Annotated in this window: 16 protein-coding genes; 13 read left to right on the top strand and 3 right to left on the bottom strand. The window is 48.9% G+C overall.

Annotated features, from left to right (window positions below; all coding sequences use genetic code 11):
- Nucleotides 1-21 precede the first annotated feature (21 nt).
- Nucleotides 22-2,292: a beta-glucosidase family protein gene (locus QU597_RS20910; RefSeq protein ID WP_310829678.1), complete on the top strand. Its 2,271-nt coding sequence runs from the start codon at nt 22-24 to the stop codon at nt 2,290-2,292.
- Nucleotides 2,293-2,485: 193 nt separating this feature from the next.
- On the opposite strand, the gene QU597_RS20905 is transcribed toward QU597_RS20910, so the two are convergent.
- Nucleotides 2,486-2,923, bottom strand: coding sequence for a hypothetical protein (locus QU597_RS20905; protein WP_310829677.1), 438 nt, complete (start codon nt 2,921-2,923; stop codon nt 2,486-2,488).
- Nucleotides 2,924-3,029: 106 nt separating this feature from the next.
- Here QU597_RS20905 and QU597_RS20900 point away from each other — a divergent pair, with 106 nt between their 5' ends.
- From QU597_RS20900 to pseI, 10 genes are all read left to right on the top strand, one after another.
- Entirely contained in the window at nt 3,030-4,010 is a 981-nt protein-coding gene (locus QU597_RS20900) for a CgeB family protein (RefSeq protein WP_310829676.1), read from the top strand.
- Between the two features lie 155 nt (nt 4,011-4,165).
- Nucleotides 4,166-4,963, top strand: a complete 798-nt coding sequence (locus QU597_RS20895; RefSeq protein WP_310829675.1) for a glycosyltransferase family 2 protein — start codon at nt 4,166-4,168, stop codon at nt 4,961-4,963.
- 16 nt (nt 4,964-4,979) lie between these two features.
- Nucleotides 4,980-6,401 carry a CDP-glycerol glycerophosphotransferase family protein gene (locus QU597_RS20890; protein ID WP_310829674.1) on the top strand — a complete coding sequence of 474 codons (1,422 nt, stop codon included), beginning with the start codon at nt 4,980-4,982 and terminating at the stop codon, nt 6,399-6,401.
- A gap of 22 nt (nt 6,402-6,423) precedes the next feature.
- Nucleotides 6,424-7,428, top strand: coding sequence for an SDR family NAD(P)-dependent oxidoreductase (locus tag QU597_RS20885; RefSeq protein WP_310829673.1), 1,005 nt, complete (start codon nt 6,424-6,426; stop codon nt 7,426-7,428).
- Nucleotides 7,429-7,440: 12 nt separating this feature from the next.
- Nucleotides 7,441-8,406, top strand: coding sequence for an NAD-dependent epimerase/dehydratase family protein (locus tag QU597_RS20880; protein ID WP_310829672.1), 966 nt, complete (start codon nt 7,441-7,443; stop codon nt 8,404-8,406).
- A complete protein-coding gene (pseC, locus tag QU597_RS20875) occupies nt 8,403-9,599 on the top strand; it encodes a UDP-4-amino-4,6-dideoxy-N-acetyl-beta-L-altrosamine transaminase (protein WP_310829671.1) in 1,197 nt (398 codons plus the stop codon). The genes QU597_RS20880 and pseC overlap by 4 nt, the downstream gene beginning before the upstream one ends.
- 15 nt (nt 9,600-9,614) lie before the next feature.
- Nucleotides 9,615-10,367: a cytidylyltransferase domain-containing protein gene (locus QU597_RS20870; protein ID WP_310829670.1), complete on the top strand. Its 753-nt coding sequence runs from the start codon at nt 9,615-9,617 to the stop codon at nt 10,365-10,367.
- A 2-nt stretch (nt 10,368-10,369) separates the two neighbouring features.
- Entirely contained in the window at nt 10,370-11,449 is a 1,080-nt protein-coding gene (gene pseG, locus QU597_RS20865; RefSeq protein WP_310829669.1) for a UDP-2,4-diacetamido-2,4,6-trideoxy-beta-L-altropyranose hydrolase, read from the top strand.
- Nucleotides 11,433-12,005 (top strand): UDP-4-amino-4,6-dideoxy-N-acetyl-beta-L-altrosamine N-acetyltransferase, encoded by a 573-nt coding sequence (gene pseH, locus QU597_RS20860; RefSeq protein ID WP_310829668.1) that lies wholly within the window; start codon nt 11,433-11,435, stop codon nt 12,003-12,005. Before pseG ends, pseH begins: the two co-directional genes overlap by 17 nt.
- A complete protein-coding gene (gene pseI / locus QU597_RS20855) occupies nt 11,983-13,032 on the top strand; it encodes a pseudaminic acid synthase (protein WP_310829667.1) in 1,050 nt (349 codons plus the stop codon). The genes pseH and pseI overlap by 23 nt, the downstream gene beginning before the upstream one ends.
- An 84-nt stretch (nt 13,033-13,116) precedes the next feature.
- Here pseI and QU597_RS20850 read toward each other — a convergent pair whose 3' ends face one another.
- Entirely contained in the window at nt 13,117-17,481 is a 4,365-nt protein-coding gene (locus QU597_RS20850; RefSeq protein WP_310829666.1) for a S8 family serine peptidase, read from the bottom strand.
- Between the two features lie 37 nt (nt 17,482-17,518).
- Complete coding sequence (locus tag QU597_RS20845) at nt 17,519-20,743, bottom strand: S8 family serine peptidase (RefSeq protein ID WP_310829665.1); 3,225 nt, start codon at nt 20,741-20,743, stop codon at nt 17,519-17,521.
- Between the two features lie 386 nt (nt 20,744-21,129).
- Here QU597_RS20845 and QU597_RS20840 point away from each other — a divergent pair, with 386 nt between their 5' ends.
- Together QU597_RS20840 and QU597_RS20835 are read left to right on the top strand one after the other, a co-directional pair.
- Nucleotides 21,130-23,889 (top strand): AfsR/SARP family transcriptional regulator, encoded by a 2,760-nt coding sequence (locus QU597_RS20840; RefSeq protein WP_310829664.1) that lies wholly within the window; start codon nt 21,130-21,132, stop codon nt 23,887-23,889.
- Nucleotides 23,890-24,140: 251 nt separating this feature from the next.
- Nucleotides 24,141-25,493: an APC family permease gene (locus tag QU597_RS20835; protein ID WP_310829663.1), complete on the top strand. Its 1,353-nt coding sequence runs from the start codon at nt 24,141-24,143 to the stop codon at nt 25,491-25,493.
- Nucleotides 25,494-25,500: the final 7 nt, after the last annotated feature.

Here is a 25,500-nt window from a genome sequence, read left to right as displayed (position 1 = left end):
GATAATAAAGGATGGAGCAGCATGAATAAATCACCTGATGAATTGTTGAAGGAATTGACCCTTACCGAAAAAGCCTCGCTTTGTGCGGGACTGAATATGTGGATGACCAAAGGGATCGAGCGGCTAAATATCCCGCCTGTTCATATGTATGACGGAACCAACGGTATACGCAAGACAAACAGTAATGAAGAGATGGGAATTACAACGGAGAATGTTCCGGCGACCTGTTACCCGACAGGGTCTGCGATCGGCTCTTCCTGGAATCCAGCATTGCTGCATGAGGTAGGTGTGGCGCTTGGACGGGAGTCCAAGGCGATGGAGGTAGAGCTGCTGCTCGGACCGGGCGTCAATATGAAAAGAACACCGCTTGGCGGAAGAAATTTCGAATACTATTCGGAGGATCCCTGCCTGACGGGCGAGCTTGGGGCGGCCTTCATTAATGGTATCCAAAGCGAAGGTGTGGGAGCCTCGGTTAAGCACTTTGCAGGCAACAACCAGGAGTTCGAGAAAATGGTGACCAGCTCGGAAATCGATGAGCGGACGCTGCGCGAAATTTACCTGAGTGCTTTTGAACGGATCATCAAGAAATCCGATCCCTGGACGGTTATGTGCTCCTATAACCTGCTGAATGGAACCTATACCAGCGAGAATGAGCATCTGTTAAACGATATTCTCAGAGAAGAGTGGGGTTACGACGGCGTTGTCCTGTCCGACTGGACAGCCGTTAATGACCGGATACGCGGGCTAAATGCCGGACTGGACCTTGAAATGCCGGGCCCTGCCCACTACAATGCCAAAGCAATAGTAGAGGCGGTTCAGGACGGAAAGCTATCCGAAGAGCAGCTGGACAAGAGTGTGGGCCGTATCCTGAAGCTGGTTGAACGGGTTACCGGAAACAAAGCTGTGGAAAAAGTGGATGCCGATTACCATGCGCTGGCCCGTAAAGCGGCGGCCGAAAGCATCGTGCTGCTGAAGAACGATAACGCGATTCTCCCGCTGCGGCCGGAAACAGCTTCGGCGATTGCGGTAATCGGACGTTTTGCGAAGAAGCCGAGAATCCAGGGGGCCGGCAGTGCCAAGGTAACCCCTACAAGAGTGGATATCCCTTTGGAGGAAATCAAAGAGCTGGCAGGTACTCTGGCTACTGTGAATTATACAGCCGGATATCCGGAAGATGATTCTGTGAATGAAGAGCTTATTAAGGAAAGTGTATCGCTGGCCAAGAACGCCGATGTGGCTGTACTGTTCGTAGGCCAGCCGGAATATGCCGAATCGGAAATGCATGATTTGAAGGGCATCGAGCTTCCGGAGCACCAGGTCAAGCTGATTCAAGCGGTTGCCGCTGTTCAGCCAAAATGTATCGTGATAACCAGCAGCGGCTCGGCACTGGTCATGCGTCCATGGGTGCAGCATGTTCCAGCCGTCATCCATTCCTGGCTGTCGGGTCAAGGCATGGGCAGATCCATAGCAGAGGTATTGTTCGGCTATACCAATCCTTCAGGCAAACTGTCGGAGACCTTCCCTGTGAAGCTGGCGGATAACCCGTCGCACATGCGCATCCGCGGAGAGAACGGCAAGCTGTATTACCGCGAAGGCCTGTTCGTGGGTTACCGTTACTACGATCGTAAAGAGCTGGCCCCGCAATTCCCGTTCGGACACGGCCTGTCCTACACTTCATTTGCTTATACAGACCTGGATCTGGTGCAGCACGGGACTGGCGTCACAGTATCTTTTCAGCTCACCAATACAGGCAAGCGCAGAGGGAAAGAAGTCGTTCAGCTGTACGTACACGATGAAGAATGCAAGTGGACCCGGCCGGAGAAGGAGCTGAAGGCCTTTGCCAAGGTGGAGCTTGATCCGGGCGAACAACAGACGATCGTCTTTGAGCTGGAGGAAAGAGATTTTTCATACTTCAATACCAAGTACAACCGTTGGGCTGCAGACACAGGATACTTTCAGATTCTGCTGGGCAGCTCGTCCAAGGACATCCGGATTACGGGAAGATTGCACTGTGACTTCGGAAAAGAAGAAATCACGTTCCATAAATTCAGCCTTCTCAGTGAATGGGTGAGTGATCCCGCCGCAAAAGCCGTATTGGAGCAGTGCCTGAATGAAATGAATGAGCACGTCATAGATAAGGTATATCTTAACGAGGAGTTCGTGGGCTTCTGGGAGGACTTCCCGATGGTGAAAGTATTCCAGATGTTCGGCCAGACCTGGATGAACGAACGGTCACCGGATGAGGTGATTCAGGAGCTTATTGAACGGGTTGAGCGGGTGCGGAATAATTAACTAACCATTTTAAATCATCCACTGCCCAACATATTCAGCCACTCGCATGAATAGTATATTTAAGGTCTCATATCCTTTATCTCACGATTCGAAAAAAAACTCCTACGGTAGAAGTCTAGTTTGTCCTAAAACAAACCAGACTTCTATAAAGGAGTTTTTACTTTGAGTATTAGAACGGTTAAGCTTAAAAAGTTTATGCAGGCGCGTAAACTCTTCCCGAGATATTAACTGGACCGGTTATGGTGATGTCTCCCTGGAGATCCTCCGGGTTTGAGGCAAACACTTGAATTACATGAAAGCCTACAGATACATTCGTAAGAATGGAATGGAACGCTGTGGTCATTTCAAGGATTTCATCTTCATCGTAGGAAATGGACTCTTGCTCAGCGCTGCCTACAACGACTCCATCCATAAAGACTTGAAGTAAGAGCTTTGGCTTTTCTGGTGGTGTAACGAAAACGTTCATCGCCTGCCAGCCTACTGTAGTAGTGAGTTCTATGAAGTTGGTTGCAGTCGGAACATTCATACCAAATTCTAATATTAACGTTGGTGTTGCATTAATTGGAACAATTACTCCATTGTCCAGGTTCGTCTGGACACTTCTTACGAATTCAACTAAGGTATGTGCCATATTACACCTCCACTAATTAATAAAATATCATATGGATTATTTTATTTTATGCTTGTGGCAATGTCCTGTTAACTGGAATTTGTCCGGTTTATGAGGGAGGGAGAACATGAGAATTCTTTTTATAACCTCAGGTTTTCGGGCCGTTTATAACTTCTTTGAACGGAGTATAATGGAAGCATTTCAGAATGCAGGTCACTATTGTGAATCTTTCAGATTGAGAAATGATCTGCATGCATTACAACAAATGGAACAATCTTTACAGCCCGATCTAATTTTGGCTATGGCCGGTCTGAAAATCCCCAAACCTATACTAGAGTTCTTAAGACAAACAAATGTGAAGTCAGCCGTCTGGATGACGGAAGATCCTTATTATATGGATTGGACCCTTCCGCTCACCGCTTATTTTGACTACATCTTTACCATCGATCAGGCTGCTGCGGAACAATATACAAGCCTTGGACATCCCTGTGTGTATCATCTTCCGCTGGGGACAGATCCGGAAATATTTCACCCCACACTAGTCTCTGAGGAGTTTACAAGTGATATTGGTTTAGTAGGAGTACCCTACAGTAATCGGATTGAGCTTATTGAATGGTTATTAAAGAGTACAGACTATCCGATCCAGATTGTTGGGCGGGGGTGGGGAAAACATCATATGGAATGGAACAGACATATAAATGGGCATATTCATTTAGTGAATGCCTGGGTAAAGCCCGAAACCGTAGTGAAATATTATAATGGTTCGACGATCGTTCTAAATATTCACCGCCCCTCTGATGAGAAATACAATAAGAACCGTATGGGGATTATGGCCAAGAGTATCAACAACCGCACCTTTGATGCAGCCAGCTGTGAAGCCTTTCAACTTATAGATGCTAAAGAAGAGCTGGGAAATCATTTTGAGGACGGGAAGGAAATGGTTTCTTTCATAGATAAGAATGATTTACTGGAGAAGGTTCATTATTATATTGCACACGACGAAGAACGCAAACAAATAGCCAGACAAGCAAGACAACGCGTGTTGACTTCACACACCTTTCAGCATCGAATCGGTCATTTGTTAATGAAGGTTCAATCCAAACAATAAATCCGGGTACCTATAAAACGCTTAGCAGGATAACTGTTAAGCGTTTTATTGTTGTGCTGGTTACCAGTTATTAGTAAATATAGTTTTCTAACCTATTACCTTTTGATGATTGAAACATAGTATAGCAAGTAAGCAGCACCAAGGGAGGTCTTATATTGGCAAAGGTATCCATAATCATGACCAGTTACAATAAGCCTGGATATATCGCGAAATCCATTCAATCGATTCTAAATCAGACGTTTACCGACTTTGAACTCTTCCTGATGGATGATAACTCGAATTCAGAAACCCTTACCGTCATTGAGCCATTTCTAAAGGATAAGAGAATCAAATTCTATCAGAGCAATATTCAAACCATGGGCCAAAGGGTGGAGAAGGTCAGGTATGCTGCTCTAATCAATGAAGCCTTACTACACGCTTCGGGGGAGTATATTTCCTATGCAACAGATGATAACTGTTATAGAAATACTAGACTGGAACAAATGGTAGATTATTTAGAGCGGAGCCCGAGTGTCATGATTGTCTATTCCGCGTCCTTAGTCAATTATTTGAATGAGAAGAATGAGGTCACCAAACAACAATTAAGACCGGCAAAGCGAGTGGTCCCGGTAGCCCCTTGCCAGATCGATCATTGCTCGGTCATGCATCGAAGCTCCATTCTTCCGGTCATCCAAGAAAAGTTCGGATCTTATTGGGATGAGAATCCGGAATTTTACCGCATTGGGGATGCCCGGTTTTTTTGGCGGCTCAATCATTTCTGGGATTTCTATCCGATAGAGGAGGTTTTGGATGATAACTATATAACAGAGCTATCCATCCATCATCAGCTGCAGCAGCAGGAAAAGAGTCAATTTATACAAATGCTGCCGCCTCAAAGAACATGCAAAGAGCTTAGAGAAGATCTGAGAGCCATGAAAAAGAAAGCAAGTGAACTGCCCAAAATCATCACCTAAGGAGGGATCAAACGGAGTGTCTATCTATCTAGCCCATTACTGGTCTCTTTATAGTGAATTCATCAACGTGTTTAAGGATTTGAAATACAAAAACATACCGGTGGCGCTTATGACGAATTTCTATCAGCAAATTAATGATGAACTTCGTAGCGATATGGAGCAGACGGGGTTTGAGATGAAACTGAACGATTCCCGGATTAAGCAACCAGAGGAGATTCAACCTTTTTTTGAGAAGCTGGCAGCTCCGTTTAAGCAGCCGCTCCAGGCGAATGCAGATGGAAAGATATTAATTAATTTAGATTACACAAGAATTCCGGAGAAACGATTAAGTGAGTATTTCAGCAGGGACCGCACCCTCATTCTGTCGCGTTCCAGAGCACCTGAATACTTCGGGATTCCTAATGTATGGATTGGCGGCTTTAAGAGTGACACAAGTCTTGCATCTGAGGAGTTAACCCGAAGGGCAGCTTCCATTTTTGCAGAACAAGAAGGACATCCGGCGTTTGGGAATGCTTTTTTTACCGATACGTTCATGAAGCGGATTCCCGGTATTGTAGATGCCATAGAAACGGTTAGTAATCTCTATGATCAGATTCCCGTAACCACTGTATTGATAGGCACATCAGAAGATGTAGGGAGCCGGTCTCTTGCGGTCGTTGGAGCGATGAGGGGGATTCCCAGTATTTGTTTGCAGCACGGGATATTGATGGGGGAGGAAGCCTTTATCCCTGTTTTCTCCAGTCATGTGGGGGTCTATGGCGAATATGAGAAAAGATGGTTCATGGCAAGAGGTCTGGAGGAAAATCGTATCGCTGTAACCGGTCACCCCCGGTATGATGAAATTTTCACTTCTGAACGGCTGTCCAATGATTCATTTTACGAGGAATATGGGCTTGACCCCAATAAAACTACATTACTGCTGGCTACGGGGCCAAAATTAGATGCACAAAAGATAGCTGCGCTAATCACGGAGCTGGTTGCGGGTGGGGAATTTCAATTACTCATTAAGCCTCATCCCTGGGAACTATCCAAAAAATTGATTTCACTCTATACGAATTTGGAAAGCAAAACGAACTCTGTACATGTGATTAAAGATAGGAAAACTGATATACGTGATCTGATTTTGAATTCAGAGGGCGTCATATCTTCACTATCCACTGTTGCTCTGGAAGGCTTATTAATGAATAAACCGGTTTTTGTCTATCATTTCATTCAAGCGAACCGTGAATACGATTATTACAATACCCTTGATAATTATATTCAGCACGATCCCGCAGAATTAATACAAACGATCTCATTATATTTTTCCAGCGAAACAGAGAGATTCAATTACGAAGACGTGAAGCGTAAGTTTTTACAACAATCCTATACAACAGAACACTCCGGCAAGGAGCTTACAGCTTTGATCAGCGATTTGACCCGTGTAAATCCTGAATAAATAAAGAGGGGGGAGGAGAGGTATGTTCTTCAAGAATAAAAAAGTTCTGGTTATTGGCGGAACCGGCACCATTGGAAAAAACATTGTGAAGCATATCTTGCAAGAGGATCCTGAAGTGATCCGGATATTTAGCAGAGATGAATATAAACAATTCGAGCTGCAAAATGAAGTGAACCGAAATTCGAAGTTAAGTTACTGGATTGGCGATATCCGTGATTATGACCGTGTGTTAAGTGCGATGGAGGATATGGATTACGTGTTCCATACAGCAGCAATGAAGCATGTTTCTTTTTGTGAATACAACCCTTTTGAGGCTGTACTTACGAATATTATCGGCACGTATAACGTGATTAAAGCAGCGAAACAGCAAAACATAAAAAAAGTAGTGTTTACAAGCACAGATAAAGCCATTTCCCCGACAAACAATTATGGAGCCACAAAATTATCCGCTGAGAAGCTGATTTCCTCTGCAGAATTCTCAAAGGGCAGGGGAAAAACGGTGTTCTGTACGGTGCGCTTTGGGAATGTACTCGGCTCCAGAGGTTCGGTCATACCGTTATTCGTTAAGCAAGTCAGAGAAGGCAAGGCTATCACCGTAACAGATCTATCCATTACAAGATTTATGATGACACTGGAGCAGGCGACGAAACTTACCATCCAATCCCTGCAATTATCGAAAGGCGGAGAAACCTTTATTCTGAAAATGCCTGTGATTAAGCTTAAGGACCTGGCAGAGATTGTTGCAGAAGAAACGCCGAAGAAATACGGGCTTGACCCGGCACCGGTGGATATCGTTGAAATCGGCTTAAAGCCCGGTGAAAAAAGATATGAAGAACTGATGACCTATGACGAATCATTAAGTGCTTATGAATTACCGGATGTATATATTGTTCCTTCTCCGTTTGCCCCTAGTAAAACCTATAAGAAGGCAAGCCGACCGAAACCCGGTACCTATAGTTCTGAAGGTGAGATCCCTCTGACTAAGGAAGAAGTGCGGAAGTTAACCATTGAACAAAATCTAATCTAGCGGAGGTTTATTATGAACATACTCGTAACCGGTGGGACTGGCTTTATTGGCCGATGGGTCGTAGGACGTTTGTTAAAGGATGGACAGAAGGTCTGGGTAATCGATAATTTAGCAAATTCATCCCTTGATAACTTGAAAGAGTATAGTGGCAATGAACATCTGCAAATGGTCAAAATTATGGACCTGAAAGACCGAGAATCATTAATAGAGCTTTTCCGGGATACCACATTTGATCTGTGTTACCACCTCGCAGCCAGCATTAATGTTCAAGACAGTATCGATGATCCCGAAACTACGTTTAACAACGACACTATTGCTACCTTTTATTTACTGGAAGAATGCAGAAAGCAGCATGTGAAAATAGTCTTTATGAGTACATGCATGGTTTACGCCAGAGCAAGCGACGAACGCGGAATTCACGAGCAATCTCCTATCAAACCCGCTTCCCCTTATGCCGGAGCAAAAATTGCTGCTGAAAATATGGTGTTATCCTATTTCTTCGCCTACGGTTTACCCGTTGTGGTCGTGAGACCGTTTAATACGTATGGGCCTTATCAGAAAACCGGCGGTGAGGGCGGAGTGGTGGCCATCTTCATTCATAGTAAATTAAAAGGCGAACCCCTAAATATCTATGGAGACGGCACCCAATCACGGGATCTGTTATTTGTAGAGGATTGTGCTGATTTTGTGGTTGAAGCGGGTTACAGCGATCAGTTGAATGGAGAAATTGTAAATGCAGGTACAGGGAAAGATATTTCCATCAATCTATTAGCAGAGCTTATTTCAGGGGGACAAGCGCCTATTCATCATATTCCTCATATTCATCCCCAAAGTGAGATCCAAAAGCTGCTGTGTAATTATCAAAAAGCTGAAAAGATCCTGTCCTGGACTCCAAAGGTAACGATTGAAGAGGGGATACAGCGGACGGAAAACTGGATACAATCAACCTTTCATCGAAAGGACGTGTCCAAATCATGAGCGGCAGCACATTAGCAATCCATGGCGGAACTCCCGTACGCAGTCACTATTTGCCTTATGGAAGACAATTCATCGATGAAGCAGATATTGCGTCGGTTGTTCAGGTGTTACAAAGTGATTTCATAACGACCGGTCCGGCCATTGAGCAATTTGAAGCTGAAATCGCAAGGATCACAGGAGCGAAGTATGCGGTGGCCTTCACAAGCGGAACAGCAGCCTTACATGGCGCATGCTTTGCTGCCGGGATTGGCGAGGGGGATGAGGTTATTACAACTCCCATGACCTTTGCCGCTTCAGCGAACTGTGTATTATATCAAGGAGCAACACCGGTATTCGCCGACATCGATCCGCAAACGTATAACCTGGATCCCAAACGGATCAGGGAAAAGCTAACCAAACACACAAAAGCAATTATTCCAGTTCACTTTACAGGCCAGCCGGCTGAGCTTGATGAGATCCATACCATTGCCAGGGAAAATAACCTAGTCGTGATTGAAGATGCGGCACATGCGCTTGGTGCACAGTATAAGAATAAAAGCATTGGCTCCATTGGCGATATGACGATGTTCAGCTTTCACCCTGTAAAGCATATAACAACGGGAGAAGGCGGAATGATCACAACGAACAACCCGCTGTATTATGAGAAGCTGCTGCAATTCCGGTCGCACGGCATCACCCGTAACCCTGATCATATGATTCAGAATCATGGCCCCTGGTACTATGAAATGCAATTCCTGGGGTATAACTACCGGTTGACGGATATCCAGGCCGCACTTGGCATAAGCCAGCTCAAGAAATTAGAGCAGTTTGTTGATTTACGGAAGAAATATGCGGCTATGTATAATGAGGCATTCCGGCACACCAAAACGATTCAAATTCCATACCAAAGTAGTAGTGGGGTCTCGAGCTGGCATCTGTATATCATCGCTCTGAACCTGGAGCAGCTAAAAGGCAGCAGGAAAAATATCTTTGAAGCACTGCTTAAGGAGAACATTGGTGTTAATGTCCATTACATCCCGGTACACCTCTTACCTTATTATCAAGAGCTCGGCTACAAACAAGGGCTTTGCCCGAACGCGGAACAACTGTATAACAGAATTATTACGCTGCCGCTGTTTCAGGGGATGTCAGAACAGGATGTTCATGACGTTATCCGTGCTGTTAATAAAGTCTTAAACCATTACTCCAAATGATATGAAGGAGATCCTATGAGAATAGTAGCCATCATACAGGCAAGGATGGGTTCGACCCGATTGCCGGGGAAAATTATGAAAGAGGTCGTAAATAAACCGCTACTGGAATATCAGATAGAGCAAGTAAGACGATCCAGGACCATAGACCAAATTGTCATTGCTACAACAACTAAGGATGCAGAACAGCCCATCATCGATTTGTGTAAACGAATGTCTGTGGATTACTACCGGGGGCCGGAGGAAGATGTCCTGTCGAGATATTATCAGGCTGCTTGTTGTTATGGAGCTGACACGGTTGTCCGCCTTACTTCAGACTGTCCGTTAGTGGACCCGGCTGTAATAGACGAGGTAATCACTGCATTTCTGTCCCATTCAGCAGGATATGATTATGTATCGAACACTATGGAGAGAACCTATCCGCGTGGATATGATGTTGAAGTTTTCTCCATGAAGGTGCTGGAACAAGCGTTTAAGGAAGCAGGTTCTGCTGCAGAGCGGGAGCATGTAACCTCATATTTGTACGGACATCCTGAAGTTTTTAGAGTAGGACAAGTGAAGCAGACACCAGATTTAAGCGCATATCGCCTCACAGTGGACACGGAAGAGGATTTTGAATTAATGGCAAGAGTGATAACAGCCCTGTGCGGGAAGAGCATAGAATGGTTCACGCTGGGGGATGTTGTCTCTATTTTGCAGGAGCATCCGGAATGGATCTTAATCAACGCTCATATCGAACAAAAGAACACAGACGTTAACAGGGGATCTTAACAATGAACATTATTTTTCGGGTCGATTCTTCCTATGAAATGGGTACGGGTCATGTGATGCGCTGTCTAACCCTTGCTAATGAGCTTAAAGACAGGAAGGCGAAGGTTTCATTCATTTGCCGTGATTTGCCCGGGAATCTGGCAAGCTATATTAGGGAACAAGGCTATCCTGTATTTTTGCTGCCTTTCCGGAGTGAACGGGCTGATGCATCCTGGTTGCGGGTGGACTTCAAGACGGATGCGATGGAAACCTTGCAAATTCTTATTGCCTCTTCCCCTGTGGATTGCCTGATCATTGACCATTATGGAATCGATCAACGCTGGGAGAATTTAATAGAAGCAAATGTGGCGAAGATTGTTGTGATTGATGACTTAGCCGACCGCCCGCATCAATGCAGCATGGTACTGGACCAGAATAGTTCATCTGCCGGGGACCGTTATCATGGCTTAGTCCCGGATAGCTGCGTGAAGTTAGTGGGGACCAGCTATGCCATCCTTCGGCCTGAATTTCGGTCAGTGAAGAAGCAGTTAGCTGAGCGGGATGGAAGCATCAACAGAATTCTTGTGTTTTTTGGAGGTACTGACCCTACCCATGAAACCTTAAAAACGTTACAAGTATTAACTAAACGCCAATATTCTAATTTACACCTCGATGTCGTAGTAGGTGAAAAGAATACAAATAAGGATGTCATTGAACACATATGTAATCCTATGCCGAACGCTTTCTTTCATTGTCAGATTGATTATATGGCCGAATTAATGCGGAAGGCCGACCTTGCCATCGGAGCGGGCGGAAGCTCCACCTGGGAGCGGTGTTATTTAGGATTACCCTCTCTTTCCATTGTGACGGCAGATAACCAGAGAGAAATAACCAAACGGGTCCACGAAAAAGGAGCTACTTGCTGCTTAGGTGATAGTGCCGAAGTTACAGCGCAAAGGATTGAGCATGGAATTAACTCGATGCTTGCAAGCCCGTCACTGGTGAAAGAGATGTCAGAACAAGCCCTTCAGCTAATGGGAGAGGATAAATTCAATGAAGTCATAGATCAGATTATGGGAGGGGACAATGACATCCATTCATGATTATAGACTGGGGGATTTAGGCCGGAACGAAATAAACCTTGTATGGGAATGGCGAAATGCCGATCATATCCGTCCTTTTATGAACCATGATGATTTGATCCCGTTAGAGGCGCATTACCGCTGGTTAGAGGCTGTGCAAAAGGATGCAGGGAAGCTAGTTAAACTATGTTTTTATCAGGAAAAGCCAGTTGGTTTCGTGAACTTCTCACACCTTGATCCCAAGAACCAAACCTGTGACTGGGGCTTTTATATTGGAGATACGTCCTGTCCCCGCGGGTCCGGGAAGGCCATGGGGATCTTAGCTTTGGATTACATTTTTAGAGAAAGACCTGTGAGAAAGGTTTGTGCTCAAATCCTGGACTTTAACCGGAGGAGCCTATCCTATCACCACAAATTAGGTTTTGCCGAAGAAGGCAGGCTGGTAAAGCAGCTTCTGAAAAATAATCAATATATTGATGTGGTGTTAATGGGGCTATTCAAGGAACAGTGGGAGAAGCAAAGTGAATTTCTGAAAGAGGAGGTTGAGAAAGCAAATGAAGGAAATAACGATCGGTAACAGACGGATAGGTAGCAGCCACCCTCCGTTTATCATAGCGGAAATGTCAGGGAATCATAATCAGTCCCTTGACCGGGCGCTCGAAATAGTCAAGGCAGCGGCAAAAGCAGGAGCGCACGCGTTCAAAATTCAAACATATACTCCGGATACGATGACTCTTCAGATCCAGGAGGGAGATTTTAAGATCGAATCGGGTGGACTCTGGACAGGAAAATCTTTATTCGATCTTTACAAAGAGGCATATACCCCCTGGGAATGGCATCAGCCGATTTTTGAATCCTGTAAGGAATTAGGAATGATTCCGTTTAGTACACCGTTTGATGAAACTTCGCTCGAATTTTTAGAATCCCTTGGTGTTCCCTGCTATAAAATTGCCTCCTTCGAAAATAATGATATCCCTTTATTAAAAAAGGTCGCCTCCAAAGGAAAGCCGATGATTATTTCAACCGGTATGGCTTCACTTGGCGAAATTGAAAATGCAGTCAACACCATTACCGCTGCAGGCTGCAATGATTTCATTTTATTAAAATGCACAAGCAGTTATCCGGCTTCAGCCGAACACTCGAATCTGAATACGATCCCCTATTTAAGGGATGTATTTCATTGTCAGGTGGGTCTATCCGACCATACCCTGGGAATTGGAGCGGCTGTGGCAAGTGTAGCCCTGGGAAGCACGGTAATTGAAAAGCACTTCACCCTTAACCGGGAGGAAGGCGGCGTTGATTCTGCTTTTTCCCTGGAGCCTGAAGAATTCGCTGCCCTCGTGACAGAGACGGATACCGCCTGGAAGTCGCTGGGCGGGGTTGCGATCGGTCCAACAAAGGAGGAAGAGCATTCACTCCAATTTCGACGGTCCATTTACATTTCTAAGGATATCAAGGCTGGTGAAGTATTGACGACAGCGAATCTAAGGGTGATCCGTCCAGGCTTCGGTTTGGATCCGAAATATTATGATCTGCTTTTAGGAAAGCAAATAACAAGAGATCTGAAGGCGGGAACCCCATTGAGCTGGGAGCAGCTATTGTAATTGTACAATGGTTTATTAAAAGCTAGCGAAAAAGCCCCCTGCCATCGTTATTGGATGGCAGGGGGCTTCTTCATTACAGCTTTCCTAAATCAATCCGCCCAGGCTAAGCAGCTGGTACAGCACCTTGGCTGCGGCTTCGCGGGTGGTTGGCAGGGCAGGATGGAAGATGAACTGCCCCTGCTGGCTTTCGCCCTGCATCAGGCCGGCATCGCTGACTACCTGGATACTGTCCTTGGCGTAGCTGCTGAAAGCTGCAGCATCGCCGTAAGGCACACTTGCGGTACCGCTGGTGAACTTGAGGTCCAGCAGTTTAATGGCTCTGGCCAGCATGACGGTCAGATCCTGGCGTGTGATCTTGTCGTTCGGTCTGAAGCTTCCGTCATAGCCGGTAATCAGACCGGCTTGATAGGCGGCATTCACATCCTGTGCATACCATTCACTTCCCCTGATATCCGTGAACGCATTCGCTGCCGTTGCTCTATCCAGTCCGATAGTGGTCACGAGCATGGAGGCAAATTCTGCCCGGGTGACCGGATTCTTCGGCGAGAAGGTGCCGGCTGAAGTTCCGTTCAGTATAAACTTGTCAGCCAGGGTCTGGATTTGGCTCTTCGCCCAGGAGGACCCGATGTCCGTGAAGGAGATAGTTCTAGCTGCAGCTGCATAAGTTGACAAGCCCGGACGGCTGACTGTGACTAAGGTGGATCCATCCGCCATGGTCTTGAACTTGGCAGGCACAGGATATACCTGGCCGCCCTCTGTATACAGTGCGCCTGCATTCGCGGCGCCGATGCCTTTATCCAACGGGAAGGCCCGGTGGACAATCTGATCCGGTGCGAAGGTTACTTTGGTGGAGACACCGGCCACTGCTGAGACAGCTTCGAAGGTATAAGGCGTTCCGAGTATCGAGGCACCAGCGTAGCCTGTGGCAAAGGCTGCCTTGCTATTAGCATCCGGCGTAATTGAGACGGTCAGCTCGGCATTGGCTGCAAGTCCTGATAGCGCGGACAGCGGCAAGGATACAGCTGCACCGTTCCAGGTGAAGGCAAGGGCGCTGTCCGCTGGTGCGGACTTCAGCAGCTTCACTTGCTCAGCCGTCAGCTTCAGGCTGGCCTTGGCGCTGCTGTTATCCGCAGCAGTGGCAGTGACACTGTAGACGGCCCGGGCTGTTGCTGTATCCAGCACCTTCTGAAGCTCGGCACTGGTGATGGTGATCACGGTCTGATCTCCGTCCGGAGCAGAGGTTCCTGTAAGGGCGGCAATGGTTTGGCCCGGTTCAACTACAGCCGACAGCGGTTCGTAAGGGGACACCGGACTGCTTGAGGTTGGTGCCGGTGTAGCAGCAGCACCGCCGCCGCCGCCATTATCGGGCGCTTGAGTAGGCGTAGGTGAAGGTGTTGGCGTAGGTGAAGGTATTGCACCGCCGCCGCCCGGATCCGGTGTAGGCTCAGTAGGTACAGTAGTGTCTTCGTCTTCTCCCATCATATAGAACGTCATATTTATAAGCTGGACATCTGCGACGTCGAAGTTCTCGTCATACTGTACCGCGTATATACCGAGCTTATATTGTCCCGGCTCCAGATGCTTGATTACATAATTACCGTACTCATCGATGGTTCCGTCCGAGTAGCTTCCGTCAATATTTTCGAAGTTCACTCTGCCCTCAGGAAGTGTAGCCAGCGTCTGAGTCTCTTCGTTCAAATCATACCAGTCGGAAATCCGGCCGATATAGCCCTCGCTGAGACCGTTCACCTCAACCACCATGAAGTTGGTGTGATCATTCGCAAGCGTGACCGACAAATCGGCTGGAGCAGCCGGAGAGATTCTTTTGTTCGTCAGATTGCCATTCGTCAGGCCAAAGTCGTTATCCGCCACATCGCTGCCGACATGGATCACAAATGGCAGATGCAGCGGAGGAAGCCCTGGACTCTCCAGCAGGATTTCACCTTCATACACACCGTGGGCTGCACTGTCCGCAGCTTGGGCAGATAAGGTGAAGGGGGTACTGGAGTCTGCGGCGGCAGTGATGGTGGAATTGGCATCAAGGCCGCCAAGCGTCATCTCAATATTGCTCACATCCGGAGTGGCGATCGGATCGGAAGGATCGGATGTCACACTTGCGTGCATCACTACGGAAGCGGTATAGGTCACTTTCTCACCGGAGAAGTTTTTGAGCCGTAGCGGTTTAGACAGCGGAGCGGAACCCGGTTCAATGGCTCCGAAGCTCAAATTGCTGGCTTCGCTCTCGATGATTGAAGCATTCATTTGCTCATCATAAATGGTAATTGGATCAAGAGCCTCCACTACAGCCGGTGTGATTAGAGCGCTGGCCACATCGGCCCGTCCGGAGCCTTGGGAGTACACATCGTACCGGATGCCGCTCTCATCGGAAATGACATCTGCAGTGTTGGCCAGCGCAGCCCGAATATCGAGCGGCGTCCAGTCAGGATGGGCCTGCGTCATTAGTACCGCAAGACCTGCGATGTGCGGAGAGGCCATGCTGGTCCCGCTGGAACGGTGATAGGCCAGGTCATAGCTTGGCTCGCCGTCGAAATAATAAGAATATTCAGGATCTCCGTAATAGGCGGCGTATTCCGGCAGCGTGGACAAAATGTTCACGCCAGGTGCACTGATGTCCGGCTTAATGCCGTAATTATCATCCGAATTCGGCCCGCGCGAGCTGAAGCTGGCAATCGTGTCGCCAGGCTTTATAGTCATCGGAAAGTCCTTGCCAAAGGTAATATGCAGCGGTTTATCCGGATTCGCGAGAATCTCCCGGGCCAGGGCCCGGCCTGCAGAACCGGCCATGTCAAAGGTAGGAATATGGGCATAATCATCTCCCAGGAAACCTACTTCACCAATCGGGCCATCGCGTCCGGGGATGCTCACCGAGAGATCGACCGCTTCCGATCCGTTCACCGAATTACCGTTGAAGATGATCAGAGCCTTTGCTCCGTAGCTCTTGGCAATAGCGACCTTGTCTACAAACGTCAGGTTGCCGCGCGAGACCACAACCACCTTACCTGTAACGTCGCCAACTTCGTTATAGTCACTGTAATCACCTAGTCCCGCATATACTGCATCCAGCGGTTCGGTTCCCAGCAGCTCCCCGAAATTATCGCCTTTATAACTCCAGCCGAGAAGATCGGAGTAGACTGTGTCTGTCACGGAGTACACTTCTTCGGTTACTGTGTCTGTCAGCTGTGCGCTGAAATTGGCACTGTAATGGATGCTGGTGCTTGTGGCCGCAGCTACGGAAATCGCCAGCTGGGAGCTGGCCGGCGAGCCCATGGAATAATAATATTTGCCGTCGGCTCCGGCATTTCCGTTCGCTACAACTGCAACGACACCGGAGAGCACGGCATTATTCACGGCGATGGAGTCCGGCGAATCCGGGCCTTTCTCTAGATCCGAGCCGAGCGACAGGTTGATGACATCCATGCCATCCTTAACAGCATGCTCAATGCCGTCGATGACCTGTGCCGAGGTGCCGGAGGTTTTGTAGAGTCCGCTCTCCTCATTATAGGTAGCTCCCAGGACCTTATAAGCATAGAGGTCGGCCTCGTAAGCGACCCCTTTCTGGACGACCTCGGAGTTGGTATTCTCTCCGCGTCCGACAATGGTTCCGGCCACATGGGTGCCATGGCTGGTGCCCTCGAAGCCGAAGATCGCAGGAATCTCTTCATAGGGATCATTATCCTGGTAGAAGGAATCATAGCCGCCTTTGTAGGCATTCTTCAAATCGGGGTGCTTGTAGTCAACGCCGGTATCGATAACACCGACCTTTACGCCTTTGCCTGTGAATCCGCTCTGCCAGGCAGTGTCTGCACCGATCTGTGCAAGCGGATCGATTTCGAAGTTGGCACTGGTGCCGCCCTCCGCAGCCGGAGCTTCGATCAGGGGAATCGGATAATAAGTGCTGTTCAAGCTGATGGCCTTAACCCCGGTGAGCTGGGCCAGCTTCGGAATCTGATTGGCACTGACGGTAACCTCCATACCATTCAGCACCGTATTGTACTGGTAGTTGACCTTCATCGCGATGCCCTTGGAGCTGGCAGTGCTCTTGAATGCAGCCTGCTCCGACATCACGGACTGTTCAGCCGATTGCACTGAGAAGGAACGTCTGGACTGGCTGGCCGAATGTCTGGCTTCGGATACAGCCTGGCCGCTGAGCTGGATGATGACACTGATTTTATCGGAAGAAGACGTGTCGATGTTCTTGTCCACGACGGCCGGAACTGCGGCTTGCGCCAGAGATTGCGCCCGGCTGGCCGCTTCCAGGGCGGCAGACTGAGAGGCTGGAATAAGCGGCTGTGCCGGATTAAGCAGATCGGCAAGTGTTACAGGTACCGGCGCAGTTCCGGCAGCCGATGCCGGACTGCCCAGAGGAGCAGCCAGCAGAAGGATGGAAGTGAACAGCGCGACAGATGGTTTACTCATTAATTTAGCCAATTTCTGGTTCCCCATTTCTTGAGAAGATGATCACCTGTTATTGCAGGATGGAGAGGGCATCCACCGAAATATAGGTGCCGCTGGAAGCTGCATTTTTCTCCCCGGTTTGTTCCACTCTCAGCGTGTGCTTGCCGGCCGGCAAGACGCCTGATTCGAAGATGACCTTCCGGAAGCCCGGAGATGAGCTGTACATATCCACTGAAGTCACTAGCATATTATCAATATAGATGTCGGCCTGGCCGCGGTTCGGCCCGGTAGTTGCCAACAGCTGGACCTGGCTTCCTTCAAATTTGAACTCGGCATAAGCTCCCGGACTATTCGTATATTTGGCAACCCCGCCGAAATTGCTCAGGCTGTAGTTGTTCTGCCAGGCTCCGCTGAAGGAGGTAGTGGGATCATTCTCCTGGATCAGGCGGGACACGGTAAGGGCATCGACATTGATGAACGCAGTGCCGGTTTTTTTACCGTTGGGATCCGTCTTGCCGGTCCATTCAATGGTGAAGGTGTGCTGACCGTAAGGGACGATTTTTTCATAGATGAGCTGCTTGTCGAGAGAGTTTTTGCTGAACAGTGAAGGCGAGGCGACCTTGATCCCGTCAATATAGACATTGGCAATGCCCTGCTTGTCATTCTTGGCACCGGTCCAGCCGATATAGCTGCCTACAAAGGCAAATTCAAGCTTGCCCTTCTCGTTAATCTGCTTGGCGGTGGTTCCGGAGAAGGCACTGCTGGTGATCTGTGCCCAAGGGCCGGTGAAGGCCAGTGAACTGCTGGTATCTTCATAGCTGCCTGTCAGGTTGTCGGTGGTGACACTAAGCGTATAATTACCGCTGCCTTTGAAGGCGAATACGTCAAGATAGTAGGTTCCGCTCTCAGTAACTGTGTAATCTATGGATTCGGAAGAAGTCCCTTCGTTTTCCGAGTAAGCCAGGAGATCCTTGTTCCCTTGAACGGTTTCCGCTTCGGGGGAGTACAGGTACAGATCGAAGTCGGTCGTTTTATCCCCGGTCAGTGCTACGCTGATGTTCTCACCGGCGTGGAGCTCGATGGAGTAGACATCATTCATGTCCGTAGTCTGATCCAGGCGGTTAGTAATGCTGCGGCCAGAGTAAGGGGTGCCGGGAATGTCATCATCTACCAGTGCCTGATAGGCGTTGACCATGGCTCCGCTGGCCACGCGGCCGGTCAGTGAACTGAGCCGTGTGCCGCTGCTCATGAGACGGTTCTTAACGGCGAGCGGACTGAGTGACGGATCCTGACTGAGCACTAACGCCGCTGCACCCGAGGCATTGGCGGCAGCGATAGAGGTCCCCCATGCATAGGAGTACAAGCTTTTCGGCTCCGGCATAATGAATTCCAGGTTGATCTTGGCAATGGAAGGGTCCCTGGAGATTACCCAGTTATAGTTATCCTTGTCTTCATTCAGCGGATAACGGACACCTTCGTAGATGGTGCCGGGAATCCCGACTACGTATTCCCACATGAACTCCTCTTTGAAGTACAGATGCAGGACATCACTGACGAAGGCAGAGTCTTCAATTTTGTGCAGCGGATAAGATCCGGTCAGCAGCAGGCTTCCTCCGTCCTTCAGATAATCTTTAAGCTGAACCTGGTCGTTCTCAGTGATATTCTGGTATTTCTCAAAGGAGGCACTGCCTGTGAACCAGATCACCACGTCATATTCCTTCATCTTCGCTGCAGAAGGTCCATCACCGCCGTCAGGTGCGGAGGTCACAATATCTCTGTCTTCATCAAAGCCTTCATAATCTTCAAGCAATTCCTTGTACTTGGACAGCTTGGGACTGGCTGGATAAGGGGCGATGTTGGATCCGTCATCCTGTACGAGGAGGATTCTGGCGGATGGGTCGTATTTGGAGGCACCGAGATAATCCATCGCCCTGTCAAAGGCATCCTGACGGTAATCCTGGTCGGCATCCTCCTCATCGAGCATATTCTCGAAGGCGATTCCGTTAAAAATGATTTTGGAATTGCCTTCCTCAATTTGAGCGGACAGCCCCGGATTGTTCACCGGTGCAGTGGTCCAGACTTCCAGGCCGGGTGCGGCAACGTCAACGGTTTCCATCCCGATATTTGAGCCTAGCACCAGATTCCCTGTATTATCCACTGCCGTTACGGAGAGAATGCCCGGACTGTCATAGGCGGCCGGGTAAGCGGGCGTAGCATCCGTGTTCACGCCAGAGTTGCCGGATGACACTACAAAGAGCATTTTTGAGGCATCGATCACATCTTTCAGCGCCTGGCTGTAGGTGTACATTTCTGCACTGATATTGGCGATCCTGGCCCCGTTCTTCTCGGCATATTGAATCGCTTCGATCAGCGCCAGCTCTGTGCCATATTCGCCCTTGATGAATTTGAGCGGCATAAGCTTCACATTCGGAGCGATGCCCGCTACACCGATGCCGTTATTCGATTCAGCTGCGATAATCCCGGCTACGGCTGTACCATGCCAGTCTCCGTCCACAGCGTCATATAGCTGATTCGTTTGATCCATGAAGTTCCAGCCGTGAACATCGTCAATGTACCCGTTGTTGTCGTCATCCTTGCCGTTGCCGGCATAATCCTTCTGGTTGGTCCAGATATTGTCCGCCAGATCAGGATGGTCGATGACCACACCGGTATCAATGACTGCAACAATGAGATCACTGCTGCCTTGGGTAATCTTCCAGGCTTCCGTAGCCTTCATGTCAAGTCCCGGTAATCCGGGGGAATTGAACCCTGCGGGATCCTGCCCCGTGTTCAGCAGCGCCCACTGGTCCTTGAAATGGGTATCGTCCGGGAGTGTGCCGCTTGCAGCCGGATACAGCTTATAGTTAGGCTCGGCATAGAGGACATTGGGGTCTTTATTCAGTTTGGCGAGCAGCGGCTCAATATCGGCAGATTCAGGGAGCGTCAGTGCCTCTGCATGAATGGAGGAGAGCTTGATACTGTTCTTAAGGATGCCGGAATCCAGAATAGAACTGGAAGGTGAGCTGAAACCGGGCTTGTACTTTACGATAATCCGGCTGCTGTCATAGGCTGCTTCACCGGAAGGGATCAGCTTAGGCTCACTGCTATCGTTCCCGTTACTGGCTGCAGAAGTTACCTGAACGACCTTTTCTTTCGGTGCGGTTTCTGCAGTCCACCCGCTTTTCCGCGGAGTGGCGGCAGTTGTCTGGGCAGCTAAGGCGCTGCCGGCCGAGCCAATCAAGAGCGAAGTGAAGGCCATGATCATCATAGACTTGCTAAACCATTCTTTTCTCAAGTTTTTACCCTCCTGATTGAACGAAGAATTCATTCCTATTGGTTCTGACCCTCATACCTGTATCCGGTATTTCAGCGGATGTAGAAATAATGAAACGTTCACCTCCATAGTGGAACACCGCCGCCTAACTCAAATCCGGCTAAGCAAAAGTCAACATATATGACATGTGATATATGATACCGGGCTGACCTTACTGTAATCTTACAAAAATATCCCGGAAGGCTGATGTAAGCGCCATTAAATGCTTTTGAAGAGAAAAATATCATAATTTTTTAAAAAATAAATATGGAGTAGAGTATAATGATGTTAGTGTTTCTAACGTTATTTGGTGAATGGATGGCTGGGGGAAGTTTTCAAATCATGCTGTACAGCGAGGTGAAAACGGATTGAATATACATGAAAACAATAATAGGATCACTATTCCGGACAGTCCGTATTATTTGCCCCGGCCCCGGCTGTATGAGCTTCTGGACCGTCACCGCCGGGTGAAGATGATGACGGTAGTTGCGGAGCCCGGTTACGGCAAAACAGCACTGCTCTCCAGCTATATGCTGGACCGGGGATTACCGGTGGTGTGGTATCAGCTGCATGAAAGCGACAGTTCCGCCGGCATCTTCATTTCTCATTTACTGGCAGCCTTGGGCAAACAGCAGAAGCAGCGGCCTGACAGCCTCCGCCTGCCGAAGTATATTCATGCGGGGGTGGAAGAGCTGCTGCACATGCTCTCCAACTGGCCGGAAGAGCTGTATATTATTCTCGACCATGCGCATGTCATCCAGAGGACTCAGGATATTCTCGAGCTGCTGGAAAGACTGCTGTATGAAACTCCGCCGGGCATCCGGTTTGTTCTGGTCGGCCAGCTGCTGCCCTCCTTACCTTACGCTTCCTATAAATTACGCCGGAGTTATTTCAATATCAGCAAGGCGGAGCTTGCCTTTACGAAGGAAGAGATCGCCGACTTCTTTCATGATCTGCCGGCTGCACCCCTGGCAGACCACGAAATTGAATATATCCTGCATACGACCGAAGGCTGGCCGGCTAGCCTGGAGCTGATCCGTGATGCGGTGGAAGGCAAATCCACAGAGGAACGCGGCCGTATTCTGCCCAAGTTCGCGGATATTCCGCATCTATACGATTATATGGACAAAGAAGTACTCAAGCTGCAGACGCCTGCGTTCCGTTCTTTTCTGCTGAAGACCAGCATCATGCGGGAGCTGGACCTGTCCGTCATCCGGCAGTATCTGGACCCGGCGGATGAAGAGGTCCCGGAGCTGCTGCTCAAGCGGTTTACCTTTACCGTCAATGCCAATGAACAGACCTTCCGGTATCATAAGTTATTCCGTTCGTTCCTGCTGGAACAGTACCGCAAAGAAACGAGCCGTAGTGGGATCAATCAGGACCACTTGAGGCTGAGCGGTATCTATGAAGGCAATCATCAGTTTTTTCCGGCTTTTGCCCATTCCATTCTGGGCAGGGATTTCGTGAATGCGGGCAGGCTGATGCGTGTACTGCAGGTCCGCTATCCGCCGCAGGAATTTATTGTGCTGCTGCAAAGCTGGCTGGAGGAATTTTTTGACCACCACTATATTGAATCCTCCATCTTTCTATACCGCTGCATCCCTTTGTACATCCTGCATAATCTCATCGAGCTGCTGGAGCAGAAGCTGTCCGGTCTGGAGAACCGGCAGCAGCAGATGGGGGTTGCCCTGATCCGCCAGCAATTAGCGGGTATATATAAGCTGACAGGAGATCTTGGACGGGCTAAGGCGCTCTCGGAAGCCGCGCTGCTTACGTTCGAGCGGGTACAGGATCAGCCGATGGTGATGCTTAGCCTTAACTTCCAGGCCGATTTGCTGCTTAATCTGGGACAGACCGCGGAGGCCAAGGCTTGCGCACAGCGCTGCCTGTTCCTGGCAGAATCGGAGGGCGATCTGCATTTCCTTCCTTATGCCTTAAGCGGGATAGCGGATACCCTGATTGAGGACGGGGCTCCTGAAGCTGTGGAGTATTTGGAGAAAGCCCTGGAATGCAGCCAGGGAAATGATGATGCGCTTCTGTTCTTCCTGTATTGCAGCAGATGCAAGCTCTATAATCTGCTTCATGATGTTCCACTGGCGGTAGAATGGGCACAGAGAACAGTCCAGCTTGCCGAGGACTTCGGCTTTGACCGGGACATCGGTCTGTCCAATATCTATCTCGCCCGGGCCTATGTGAGCGCCGGCCGTCTGCAGGAAGCGGGACCTTGCCTTGATACCGCTTATCAGGTGCTGCATCCGTTCAAATTCCTGTTTGCACATGTTGTATCCGCACAATATTCTCTGCTACTGCGGAAGCAGGCATCTGAGGCAGCCAGGCTGAAGTGGCTGGAGCTCAGCGAGGTATGTGAGAAGAACGGATATCCCTTCATTGTGAGCCGCTATCAACAGGAACAGCAGGCTAAGGCGGCCATAGTTATTGAAGAAGAAGCCGCGCCGCTGCTGCAAATCGGGGTGCTGGGTCCGCTCACCATCAGCTTCAATCATCAGCCTGTTGTGGTACGCAGGAAAGCCAGCTTAAGGCTGCTGCTGTTCCTGATAGTGAATCATAAGGCAAGAACGCCGCAGGATATGATTATTGAGGAGCTTTTCAAGGATCAGCTGCTCGGCCCGGCGCAGAATCAGCTGTATGTTGCCTTATCCGTCCTTAGAAGCACCCTGGAGCCGGGCGGCAACCCGGGGCGCAATTCCCGGTATATTAAAAATATCGACGGACTTTACTCGCTGAACACCACACTTGTGGATTTGGACCTTGCCGCTTTTTTGGAAGTAAGCCGTGAAACCAGCGATATTCAGGAGCTCATCCGTGCGGAACAGCTATATAAGGGCGATTTGCTGGAGGAATACAGATACGAAGCCTTCATTGAAACGGAACGTGAACGGCTGCGGATCAAATATCTGCATATCCTGAGCACGCTCGCCGAATATTTCGCCGGGCAAGGGGATCATTACCGGAGTATGGAGTACTATGAAAAGCTCTGTGCGAAGGACCCGTTCAATCACAAAAATGTTCAGGCTTATGTAAATATGCTGAAATCCTTTGACTTACACACATATGCCCAGTCGGTTGCGGAGCGGATGAACCGGATATCACAGGAATGGGCCGAGTAAAACAAGAGTCTATTCAAGGATCCTCATCTGAGTTGAGCAGGATTTCAGGCTGCCTCATTATCCATGTACAGGTGGATATTGAGGCTTTTTCTGTGTAGTGCCCCGATACATTGTGGGATGTTAATTAACATTTACATTTTACTGTTTTGCATTTAAAGTAGGGTTACAGCATGAATCGCCCTAGAATATAGATATTGTGTAATGTAATATTACATAATAAAATCAATTTCTAAGAATGGGAGGAATGCTAATTGCAAAAAACGGAGGGAGTCTTACATGTTCCTGCCAGAGTGATGACGCAAGGCAGGCAAGTGATTTTCGGGATTTCCCTGATGGCGCCCATCGCTATCTTTGGGACCTATGGTGTGGCTAATGAGCTCTCCAAAGGGCTGCTGCCCGCAGCTTACTTGCTTGCTTTTCTGGTGATGCTCATTACGGCTTACAGCTATGGCAGAATGGTCAAGGTGTATCCGACCTCCGGTTCCGCATACGGCTATGTCCAGAAGTCCGTCCATCCGCTAGCGGGATTTCTGGTGGGCTGGATGCTGCTGCTGGACTATGCTTTTGTCCCGATGCTGTCCGTGCTGTTCCTGGGTCTGGCCCTGCATGAGATGCTGCCGGTAATTCCTGTGGTGGTATGGGTTGCGCTGTTCATCGCATTAAGCACCTTCATTAATATCCGGGGCCTGCAAATGGCCATTAAGGTTAACCGGATCATGGTGGGGCTGCAGTTTGTACTCATCGCTATTTTCTTCGGAACATGTATTTATGCCCTCGTGTCCCCCTCTCCGGGCCATTCCTTACTCTCCTCAGCCCCATTCTGGAATCCAGACTTCTCCATGCTCAGCGTCATTGCCGGTACCGCGCTGGTCTGCCAATCCTTTCTCGGCTTTGATGCTGTTACGACGATTGCCGAGGAATCGGTTGAACCGGAGCGGACGATTCCCCGGACCCTGATCTTTGTGACGATACTGAACGGAATTGTGTTTATCCTGATCGCCTATTTCGGCGTGCTTGCCTACCAGGGGCGAAGCTTCATCAGCAGTGATACCGCAGCTGTGGAGCTGGTGGAATACCTGGGCGGTCCGCTCTTCGAAACCTTGTTCATGCTGGTGACAGCTGCTTCGGTTTTTACGCTTATTGTGTCACAGCAGGCCGGAATTTCCCGTCTGCTGTTTGTCATGGGCAGGGACCGTGTGTTTCCGGAGAAGCTGTTCTGTTACACGCATCCGCGGTATGGCACACCGGTGGGCGGCATTGTCTTTATCGGTGTGCTGACGGTAGCAGCCTGTATGATCTTTGATCTGGTTACCCTGGCCTCGCTGATTAATTTAGGGGCTTTTGTGGCTTTTGCGTTTGTGAACCTGTGCGTGATTCTTCATTACTTTGTCAAAAGAAGGCTTCGTACGCCCAAGGCAGTGCTGCTCTATCTGCTTCTGCCCGTCATCGGAATTGGGAGCAATATCTGGCTGCTTACCAGTCTGAGCCCTCAGGCTTTTCTGGTGGGAGGAATCTGGTTTGCCGCCGGGCTGCTGTATCTGACAGTAAGGACCAAAGTATTCACCCAAATCCCTGATTGGGGCCTGTTCGATACCTCTTTATAGGAGGAGA

It is taken from the genome of Paenibacillus pedocola (assembly GCF_031599675.1).
Taxonomy (GTDB): Bacteria; Bacillota; Bacilli; order Paenibacillales; family Paenibacillaceae; genus Paenibacillus_AQ; species Paenibacillus_AQ pedocola.
Note: the sequence above shows the minus strand (reverse complement) of the source record. Positions and strands in the feature narration are given on the sequence as shown.